Origin of the sequence: Kineococcus rubinsiae (assembly GCF_011839805.1) — a bacterium.
Lineage (GTDB): Bacteria > Actinomycetota > Actinomycetes > Actinomycetales > Kineococcaceae > Kineococcus > Kineococcus rubinsiae.
The window spans coordinates 1-9390 of sequence record NZ_VWPY01000092.1 but is presented as its reverse complement, the minus strand read 5'-3'; the positions used below and the strand labels follow the sequence as shown (position 1 = coordinate 9390).

The following is a 9390-nucleotide window of genomic DNA, read 5'->3' as shown; positions in this document are numbered from 1 at the left end:
TGCTCGGCCCGGACCGCCGCGGCCCGGCGCACGGGAGCGGGCAGGCGCCGCGCGGTCGCGGTGTCGCGGCCGTCGCCCGCCCCCGCGCCCGGGTCCGCGTCGGCCACGGTCAGCCACAGCAGCTCGTGCTGCGCGGCGAGGCGCCGCACGGCGCGCTCCACCTCCGGGGAGAGGTCGACGTCGTCGGCGAGGACCACGGCCAGCCACCGCCGCCGCACCCGCGTGCTCGCGGCCAGCAGGGCCGCCAGGTCGGTCGCCGGGGCGCCCGGCCCCATGCGCGCCTCGAGCGTGCGCCGCAGCAGCAGGCGGTGGCCGGCGCTGGTGCGGGCGGGGAGGCGGACGGCCCCGGCGGCGTCGGCCCCGACGAGCCCGACGGGGTCCCCGTGCCCGGCGGCCACGGCGGCGAGCAGCTCGGCGACCGCGAGGACGGCGTGCGCCTTGGTCCCGCCGTCCGGGGCGGTGGCCGCGAGGTCGCGGCCCGTGGTCACCAGGAGCAGGACGGTCTGCTCGCGGCGGGCCACGTACCGCTTGACCAGGGGCGTGACGTGGCGCGCGCTGGCCTTCCAGTCGATGTCGCGCACGTCGTCGCCGGGGACGTAGGCGCGCAGGTCGTCGAGGTCGTGGCTGCGCCCCGGCACGACCGCGGCGTAGCTGCCCTCGAGCAGGCCCCAGGTGCGCCGGTGCGCGGGGATGCTCAGCAGCGCCCGCACGCGCGCGGACACCTGCGCGGGCGCGGGGCTCACGGGGTGGGCACCGCGGCCAGGAGCGCGTCGACCACCGCGTCGGGGCGGACGTCGTCGGCCACGGCCTCGAAGCCGAGGACGACGCGGTGCCGCAGCACCCGGTGGGCGAGGCGCCGCACGTCCTCGGGCAGCACGTGCGCGCGGCCCTCCACGAGCGCGAGCGCCCGGGCGCTGCGCACCAGCGCGATGCTCGCCCGCGGGCTGGCCCCGAACTCCACGAGGCGGGCCAGCGCGGCGGGCAGGTGCTCCCCCGGCGCGCGCGTGGCCCGGACGAGGTCGACGGCGTAGCCGAGCACGGCGTCGTCGAGGTGCACGCGGCCGGCGTCCGCGCGCAGCCGCTCGACGTCGGCGAGGGCCACCGGCGCGGGCGGCGTCGCCGGGGCCGGGACCGCGTCGCGGCGCACGACGTCGCGCTCCTGCTGCGCCGTGGGGTAGTCCAGGACGTCCTTGAGCAGGAACCGGTCGAGCTGCGCCTCGGGCAGCGCGTACGTCCCCTCCTGCTCGATGGGGTTCTGCGTGGCCAGGACGAGGAACGGCGACGGCAGCGGGTGCACCTCGCCGGCGATCGAGGTCTGGCCCTCCTGCATGGCCTCGAGCATCGCGCTCTGCGTCTTGGCGCTGGAGCGGTTGATCTCGTCGAGCAGGACGACGTTGGCGTGCACGGGCCCGAGGCGGGTGGAGAACTCGGCCCGGCCCGCGTCGTAGACCTGGGTGCCGAGGATGTCGCTCGGCAGCAGGTCGGGCGTGCACTGGATGCGGTGGAAGCTGCCCCCGACGGCGGCCGCGAGCGTGGCCGCCGCGGTGGTCTTGGCCAGCCCGGGGACGCTCTCCAGCAGGACGTGCCCGCCGGCCACCAGGGTCACGAGCAGCGTCTCCAGCAGGCGTTCCTGGCCGACGACGCGCGCGGCGAAGGCCGCGGCCACCTGCCGCAGGACGGCGCCGTCGCGCTCGATCTCCGCGGTCTCCAGCGGGCGGGGCTCGTCGCGGTCCATGGCTCCAGCCTCGGTCGGCGCCCGGAGGCGGTCGGGGAGGCGGCCACCCCTCGCGGGTGCCCGCCTCCCCGATCCTGCACCACGGGCGGCGCGGACGGTTGCCCGCAGCCACCGCCGCGCGGGGCCCGGCTAGCGCAGCGCCGCCGGCAGCAGGTCGGCGTGCGCGGCGGTCAGCTCCTCGGTCATCGCCCGGATCTGCTCCAGCGTGAGCAGCGCGCTGGTCAGCGGGTCCAGCGCCACGGCGTGGAACACGTTCTCCCGGTTCCCCGTCAGGGCGGCCTGGACCGCGAGGGTCTGGACCCCGATGTTCGTGCGGTTCAGCGCGGCGAGCTGCGGGGGCAGCGCCCCGACGGCGGTGGGCTGCACGCCGTTGCGGTCGACGAGGCAGGGCACCTCCACGCACGCGTCCGCCGGCAGGTTGGAGACGACCCCCGTCGCGTTGGGGACGTTGCCGTAGACGACGGAGGGCACGCCGGTGACGACGGAGTTCACGATGCTGGCCCCGTACTCGACGCTCGGCTCCAGCTCCTCCTTGAGCTTGTCGAACTGGGTGTCGATGTCGCCCTGGTCGTCGTGGGCGGAGCAGATCTCGTAGTAGTCCCAGCGCTCGGGGATGTAGCCCTCGACCATCTCGGGGTTCTTGCGGAAGTAGGGCAGGTACTCCGAGGCGTGGTGGCTGGACTCGGTCTCGAAGTAGCCGAACGCGTTCATGATGGTCGTGCGGACCTGCTCGTTGCCGCCCTCGTACGTGCTCGCGGCGGCGGCCGCACCGCTGTGGTCGCCGTCGTCCCCGGCGAGCTGCGCGGCCGCCCGGCCCACCACGTGCCGCTCGTTCATCACCTCGCGCAGGCGCGGGTAGAGGTCCTCGCCGCCGTGGCGGAACCGCAGGATCCACGCCTGGTGGTTGATGCCCGCGCAGAGGTAGTCGACCTCCTCGTAGGGCACCCCGAGGGTGCGGGCGAGCATCCGCGTCGTGCCCTGCACGCTGTGGCACAGCCCGACGGTGCGCAGGCCCTTGGCGTTCAGGAACGCCGTGGCCATGGCCATGGGGTTCGCGTAGTTGATGAACGTGGCGTCCGGGCAGACCTCGAGCGCGTCCGCGGCGATCGCCTCGTACGCCCCGACGGAACGCAGGAAGCGGAACACGCCCCCGGGCCCGACGGTGTCGCCGACGGTCTGGTCGACGCCGTAGCGGCGCGGGATCTCGACGTCGTGGCGGTAGGACTCCACGCCGCCGACCTGGAAGGTGATGATGACGAAGTCGGCGCCCGTCAGCGCCTCGCGGCGGTCGGTCGTCTCGACGACGTCGGTGTCGAAGCCGTGGTGCGCGGCGAGCTTGCGGGCCGCGTCCGCCACGGGGCCGAGCTTGTCGGCGCGGACGTCCATGAGGCACAGCTGCGCCGAGCGCAGCGCGGGGAAGCTCAGCAGGTCGCCGATGAGGCGCAGGGGGAAGACGTAGCCACCAGCACCGATGATGGTGATCTTGGGCGTGCGCGAAGCAGTCATGTCCCGACCCTAGGAACGGGCGGCGCCCACCTCCTCCGGTCCGGCGCCGGAGACTTCCAGGATCCTCCGGTGGCGGGTACCGTCGCCTCGTGACGGCTCCGCTGGACCTGCTCGCCCGGCCCGAGGTCGTGCCCCCCGGGCTGTGGGTGCACCGGGGCCCGGCGCCGGGGATGCGGGCGTTCCACCGCCACGACGACCTCGAGGTGAACGTCGTCCTGGCGGGGCGGCTGGAGTACCTCTTCGGCGGCGCGCGCGTGGAGGTCCCGGAGGGCTCGACCGCCCTGTTCTGGGCGGCCACGCCCCACCGGCTCACGGCTCCCGCGCCCGGCGCCGCGGCGCCGCCGAGCGACGTCTGCTGGGTGCACCTGCCGCTGGCCGCGGTGCTGCGCTGGTCGCTGCCCGAGCGCTTCGTCGCCGACGTCCTGACGAGCACGGTCCTCGTCGTGCCCACGGCCGCGATCGGCAGCCACGTCGAGGCCCTGTTCACCTCCTGGCAGGACGACCTGGCGCGCGGCGGCGACGACGAGACGACCCTGCTGGAGGCGCACGCCCTCGTCCGGCGCGTCCTCGCCACCCACCACGCGGGCGAGCCGCCACCGCCCGCGGGGTCGCCCTCGCCGGAGACCGCGCGGGTGACCCGCATGGCGCAGTTCACGGCCGAGAACTTCCGGGAGCCGATCAGCCCGGCCGACATCGCCCGCGCCGGGAACCTCACGCCGAACTACGCCACCACCCTGTTCCGCCGGACGCTGGGCGTGACCCTCGGGGAGCACCTGGTGCGGTTCCGGGTGGCGGAGGCGCAGCGCCTGCTCGTGACGACGTCGATGACGACCTCGGCGGTCGCGCACGCCGCGGGGTTCGGCTCGCAGAGCAGCCTGTACGCGCAGTTCACCCGGGCCTGCGGCTGCTCGCCCGGGGCCTACCGGCGGGCCCTGCGGGCGGCCTGAGGCGCTGCGGCGCAGCGCCGGCCGGCCGAGCCGTGGTCGGCTGGACGGGCGGCGCCTCAGGAGGTGGGGGCGTCCGGCGCCTCGTAGGCGCGGCTCGGGATCTGCGTCGCGAGCTTGCCGCCCGAGACGTCGAGGAGGGTCCCCGTGATGTAGGACGCCGCGTCGCTGGCCAGGAACAGCAGCAGGTCGGCCACGTCGTCGGCGCTCTCCCAGCGCCGCAGGGACAGCGTGTCGAGGAGGCGGTCCTGCGCGGCCGCCGGCATCTCGGCGAAGCCGTTCATCGCGGTGGGGACCATGCCCGGCGCGTAGGCGTTCACGGTGATCCCCCACGGCCCGAGCTCCGAGGCCAGCACGCGGGTGAGCTGGACGACCGCGGCCTTGGAGGCGGCGTAGGCGGCGCTGCCGACGCTGGGCACGATCGCCGCGAAGGACGCCGCGTTGATGATCCGGCCCCGGCGGGCGCGCTTCATGACCTCCGCCACGGCCTGGCTGACGAGGAACACCCCGCCCGCGTTGACGTCCATGCAGCGGCGCCAGCCCTCCCATTTGAGGTCCGCGACCCGGCCCTCGACGTTGATGCCGGCGTTGTTCACGAGGACGTCGACGGTGCCGTGGCGCTCCACGACGGTGTCCACGGCCTGCTGCACCGACGCGGGATCGACGACGTCGCAGAGCACCTGTTCGATGCCGCCGCCCGGGTCCGCCTCGAAGGCGCGGTCGAAGGCCACCACGCGGGAACCCTCCGCCGCGAAGCGGTCGGCGATCCTCGCCCCGATGCCGCGACCGGCACCCGTGACGACGACCACGCGGTCGGACAGGTCGAGGTGCACCACGCCTCCTGCGCGAGGAATACTGGACGACCGTGAGCGTAGCCGGTTCCCCCGCCCCCGCACCCGAGCGCAAGGTCGTCTGGATCACCGGCGGCGGGACGGGGATGGGCCGCTCCGTCGCCGTGGCCGCGGCCGCCGCGGGCTGGGACGTCGCCGTCAGCGGGCGCCGCACCGGGCCGCTGGACGAGACCGCCACCGCCGCGGGCGAGCACGGCGCGGCGACCCTGGTGCTGCCCCTCGACGTGCAGGACGTCGCCGCGGTCGGCGCGGCGCGCGCCGCCGTGCTGGAGCGCTTCGGCCGCCTCGACGGCCTCGTCCTGGCCGCGGGGCTGAACGCGCCGCGCCGCCGCTGGGACGACCAGGACATCGCGAGCGTGCACGACGTCATCGCCACGAACCTCTCGGCCCCGGCCACCGTCGTCGACGCGGCCCTGCCGGACCTGCGCCGCAGCGGCGGGGTCGTCGTGGTGGTGTCCTCCTACGCGGGCTGGGCGTTCTCGCCCGGCGCCGGGGTCGCTTACTCCGCCAGCAAGACCGCCCTCGGCTCGCTCGTGCGGACGCTCAACCAGCAGGAGGCGCCGCACGGCGTCCGCGCGTGCCACCTGTGCCCCGGTGACGTGGCGACCGACTTCCTCGCGATGCGCCCGCAGGTCCCCGACGAGGCCGCCCGCGCGGTGATGCTGACGCCCGACGACATCGGCCGCACCGTGCAGTTCGTCCTGGACAGCCCGCCGCACGTCCGCATCGACGAGCTCGTCATCTCCCCCGTCGCGCAGCGCTGAGCGGTCACCCGCCCGACCGGCTCAGCCGGCGGCGCGGAACTCCGTGATCCAGTCCGCCGTCGCCTTGAGCCCGCCGAACGTGTAGAAGTGCACCTTCACGACGCCGTGCACGGCGGGGTCGTGGCCCGCGGCCAGGGCCCGCAGGAACCGGTCGGGCCCGGCGGTGCCGAGCAGGCCCGTGAGGGAGAACCCGTACTTCTTGGCGATGCCCGCGCTCGTGCCGACGCCGAAGCGGGCCGCGTAGGACATGAGCCGCTTGACCCCCGCCGGCCCGGGGACGCCGACCCGCACCGGCATGTCGATGCCCCGGGCGCGCACGGCGGCGAGGAAGGTCAGGACCGCGTCGGCGTCGAAGCCGAACTGGGTGATGACCGTCCCCGGCAGCTGCTGGTGGGCCAGGGCCGCCTGCTTGCCCTCCAGCGCCGTCCACAGCACCGGGTCGGTGATCCCCGGGTGCCCCTCGGGGTAGCCGCTCACGCTGACGCGCTTGACCCCGTGGCGCTGCAGCAGACCGGACTCGATGACCGCGAGGGAGTCCTCGTAGGGACCCTCGGGCGTGGTGGGGTCGCCACCGACGACGAAGACCTCCTCGGTGGCGCCCACCTCCTGCAGCGCGGTCAGGAACTCCTCGAGCTGCTCCTGCGAGCGCAGCCGCCGGGCCGAGATGTGCGGGACGGGCACGAACCCCCACTCCCGCACGGCGCGCGACGCCGCGACCCGCATGGGCAGGTCCTCGTTGGCCAGGTAGGTCACGTTGATGCGCGTGCCCGGCGGGATGGCCGACCGCGCCTCCTCCAGCTTGGGCACGTCCTTGCCCGTCATCTCCAGCGAGCAGTCCTCCAGCAGCGAGCCGGCGGTGGTGGTGGGCATCGTGCGCCTTCCTGGGTCGGCAGCGGGGGTGGCGGGCGCCCGGGGTCGGGTCGCCGGGTCGCCGGCTACTTCGTGGCCGTGCGCCAGCCCGCGTGGTAGCTCTCGCGGGCCGCGGTCGAGTAGGGGGCGGTGCTGACGACCGCGCGGACGGCGACCTGCTCGTGCGGCTCGACCGTGGTCTTGCCGGACCCGCCGTCCGGCTCGCCCCACAGCACGCGGACCTCCGCCCCGATCGGGACGTCCGGCGCCAGCGTCGCGAGCGAGAGGCCGCGGCGCTCGTTGGCGCTGTAGCCGGTGAACAGGGACAGGCCCACGACGGTCCCGTCGGCGTCGACGACCGAGTCGTAGTTGGAGGACCCGTAGTTCGCGTTCGGCAGGTCGAAGTACTGCGCCCCCGGGGCCTCGCCCAGCGGGGAGGCGAGCACGGCGCCGAGGTCCTCGGCGTTCCACGCCAGGGTGACCTTGCGGCGCTGCTGGTCGGGGGCGAGGGCCTCGAGGGCGTCGCGGCCGATGAAGTCGTGGTCGAACTTCACGAACGAGCCGTACCCCAGCTCCCAGGGGTTGAGGTAGTAGTCGCTGATGTCGGAGGACACGAAGCTGCCGGCGAGGGCGTTGGTGGCCTCGTAGCTGTCGGCCCCCAGCCACTCCCGGTAGCCGCGCAGCTCCTCGGAGCTGTAGACCGCCGGCAGCGGGGACGGGATCCAGCCGGACTCCAGCGTGTTGGAGGAGTAGGCCCGCGAACCGCACGGCTCGAGGCCGAACTCGCGGCCCGCCTCGAGGATGGTGTCGCGGACGGCGTCGTAGCTGTCGTAGGGGCCCCAGATCTCCAGCCCGGGGGCGCCCGCCATGCCGTGGCGCAGCGTGCGCACCTCCTGGCCGCCGATGGTCATGCGCCCCATGGTGAAGAACTTGACCTGCTCGACCGTGCCGCCGTTGAGCTTCTCGATCAGCGGCCACGCCTTGGGCCCCTGGATCTGGAAGCGCCACACCTCGCGGCTGACGGCCTTGCCGTAGGGGCGCGACGGGGAGCGGTCGTCGCGGCGGATCTCCAGGTCGTAGCCCGTGCGGCCCTGGTAGGTGAGCCAGTTCGCGACGGGCGCGCGGCCGACGAAGACGAACTCCTCCTCGGCGAGGCGGAAGAGGATGCCGTCGCCGATGACGCCGCCCTCGGGCGAGACGGGCACGAACTGCTTGGCCGTGTCGACGGGGAACTTCGCGGTGCTGTTGATGCCCGTGTCGGTCAGGAGCTTCAGGGCGTCGGGGCCCGAGACGAAGAGGTTGACCATGTGGTGGGACTGGTCGAACAGGACCGCGTCCTCGCGCCAGGAGCGCACCTCGCGGCGCCAGTTGGTGAACTCGGCGGGCACCACGGGGTAGATGTAGGTGCCGATCTTCGAGTCGCGCAGCATGGTCACGGTGTCGCCGTGGGCGTCCAGCAGCTGCTGCAGGTTCTCGGTGCTCATGACCGTCCGTTCGACGTCGGGTGGGCGGCCGTTCTCCGGACTCCTCGACGACGAGGCCTCCTCGCGGACCGCCGTCGACGACGGTAGGCCCGCGGCGCCGGCCCGCCGACGGCGTTGTGGCGGGCCGGCGGCGCGCGGTCCCGGAGGGCCCGTCCGAGTCAGATGACGCATCCGCGCCCGGCGGGGCGCCGCGGCCGGGCCCCCCCGCTCAGAAGACGACCGTGGAGTTCCCGTTGCGGGCCACGCGGTCCTCCAGGTGCCAGCGCACCGCGCGCGAGAGCACGGCCCGCTCGACGTCGGCCCCGAGGCGGGAGAGGTCGGCGGTGGAGTGCCGGTGGTCGACGCGCACGACGTCCTGCTCGATGATCGGGCCCTCGTCGAGGTCCTCGGTGACGTAGTGGGCGGTGGCCCCGACGAGCTTCACGCCCCGCTCCTTGGCCTTCTGGTACGGCGCCGCGCCGATGAAGGCGGGCAGGAAGGAGTGGTGGATGTTGATGAGGGGGCAGCCCACGCCGGCCAGGAAGGTCGGCGTGATGATCTGCATGTAGCGGGCCAGGACGACCAGGTCGACGTTGCCGCGCAGCAGCTCCAGCTGGCGCTGCTCCGCCTCGGCCCGGTTGTCGCGGGTCGCGGGGACGTGCACGTAGGGCACGCCGAAGGGGCGGATCTCGTCGGCGAGGTCGGGGTGGTTGGACACGACCATGACGACGTTCATGTCCAGCTCGCCGCGGCGGTTGCGCCACAGCAGGTCCAGGACGCAGTGGTCGGTCTTGGACACGAGGATCGCGACCCGCTTGGGCCGGGCCGCCTCCGCGAACCGGAACTCCATGCCGAACGGCTCGGCCACCTCGGTCGCGAAGGCGCGCTCGAGCTCGTCGCGGGCCGCGGGGAGCCCGGGCAGCAGGAACTCCGTGCGCTGGAAGAAGCGACCGCCCGCGGGCGCGGTCGAGTGCTGCGCCAGGTCGACGATGTTCACCCCGGCGCGGCTGAGGAAACCGCTGACCGCGGAGACGATCCCGGGACCGTCCTCGCACTGGATCAGGAGCCGGCCGAGGTCGGCGGGCTGGTGCGGGGCCGGCCGGGCGGCGGGCAGCGTGCTGGTCGTCGAGCTCGTCATGGTGGACCTCCCCGGGCGACGCTAGCGAACCCCGGGCCCGCACGACCACGGCGGGACGGCCGCGGACGCCGCGTCGCCCGCGCCACGGCGGCCGCGTCGGCGGGCGCGGGGCGGGCGCGACGTTCGACCCGGCTCCGGGT

Annotated in this window: 9 protein-coding genes; 2 read left to right on the top strand and 7 right to left on the bottom strand. The window is 74.7% G+C overall.

Annotation, left to right across the window (positions count from 1 at the left end; genetic code table 11):
• The 3 genes from F1544_RS22530 to F1544_RS22520 form a co-directional block, all read right to left on the bottom strand.
• The coding region (locus F1544_RS22530; protein WP_167588449.1) for a DUF58 domain-containing protein at nt 1–743 on the bottom strand (743 nt) is incomplete at its 3' end.
• Entirely contained in the window at nt 740–1735 is a 996-nt protein-coding gene (locus tag F1544_RS22525; protein WP_167588447.1) for an AAA family ATPase, read from the bottom strand. The genes F1544_RS22525 and F1544_RS22530, both read right to left, overlap by 4 nt.
• A gap of 129 nt (nt 1736–1864) precedes the next feature.
• Nucleotides 1865–3241, bottom strand: a complete 1377-nt coding sequence (locus F1544_RS22520; protein WP_167588445.1) for an alpha-glucosidase/alpha-galactosidase — start codon at nt 3239–3241, stop codon at nt 1865–1867.
• Nucleotides 3242–3330: 89 nt separating this feature from the next.
• Here F1544_RS22520 and F1544_RS22515 point away from each other — a divergent pair, with 89 nt between their 5' ends.
• Nucleotides 3331–4188, top strand: a complete 858-nt coding sequence (locus F1544_RS22515) for a helix-turn-helix domain-containing protein (RefSeq protein ID WP_167588443.1) — start codon at nt 3331–3333, stop codon at nt 4186–4188.
• A gap of 56 nt (nt 4189–4244) precedes the next feature.
• Here the strand turns inward: F1544_RS22515 and F1544_RS22510 are convergent, their stop codons facing one another.
• The gene (locus F1544_RS22510; protein ID WP_167588441.1) at nt 4245–5018 is read right to left on the bottom strand and encodes an SDR family NAD(P)-dependent oxidoreductase; all 774 of its coding nucleotides are present in this window, start codon (nt 5016–5018) and stop codon (nt 4245–4247) included.
• A gap of 32 nt (nt 5019–5050) precedes the next feature.
• On the opposite strand from F1544_RS22510, the gene F1544_RS22505 reads away from it, so the two are divergent.
• Nucleotides 5051–5800, top strand: coding sequence for an SDR family oxidoreductase (locus F1544_RS22505; RefSeq protein ID WP_308470279.1), 750 nt, complete (start codon nt 5051–5053; stop codon nt 5798–5800).
• 21 nt (nt 5801–5821) lie between these two features.
• Here F1544_RS22505 and F1544_RS22500 read toward each other — a convergent pair whose 3' ends face one another.
• From F1544_RS22500 to purU, 3 genes are all read right to left on the bottom strand, one after another.
• The gene (locus F1544_RS22500) at nt 5822–6670 is read right to left on the bottom strand and encodes a methylenetetrahydrofolate reductase (RefSeq protein ID WP_167588439.1); all 849 of its coding nucleotides are present in this window, start codon (nt 6668–6670) and stop codon (nt 5822–5824) included.
• A gap of 65 nt (nt 6671–6735) precedes the next feature.
• The gene (ligM, locus tag F1544_RS22495; protein ID WP_167588437.1) at nt 6736–8133 is read right to left on the bottom strand and encodes a vanillate/3-O-methylgallate O-demethylase; all 1398 of its coding nucleotides are present in this window, start codon (nt 8131–8133) and stop codon (nt 6736–6738) included.
• A gap of 208 nt (nt 8134–8341) precedes the next feature.
• A complete protein-coding gene (purU, locus tag F1544_RS22490; protein ID WP_167588435.1) occupies nt 8342–9250 on the bottom strand; it encodes a formyltetrahydrofolate deformylase in 909 nt (302 codons plus the stop codon).
• Between the last annotated feature and the right edge of the window lie 140 nt (nt 9251–9390).

Bases quoted from the DNA above. Each gene is read 5' to 3' on its own strand.
- F1544_RS22520 (WP_167588445.1), bottom strand. From the start codon at position 3,241: ATGACTGCTTCGCGCACGCCCAAGATCACCATCATCGGTGCTGGTGGC.
- F1544_RS22500 (WP_167588439.1), bottom strand. From the start codon at position 6,670: ATGCCCACCACCACCGCCGGCTCGCTGCTGGAGGACTGCTCGCTGGAG.
- F1544_RS22525 (WP_167588447.1), bottom strand. From the start codon at position 1,735: ATGGACCGCGACGAGCCCCGCCCGCTGGAGACCGCGGAGATCGAGCGC.
- ligM (WP_167588437.1), bottom strand. From the start codon at position 8,133: ATGAGCACCGAGAACCTGCAGCAGCTGCTGGACGCCCACGGCGACACC.
- purU (WP_167588435.1), bottom strand. From the start codon at position 9,250: ATGACGAGCTCGACGACCAGCACGCTGCCCGCCGCCCGGCCGGCCCCG.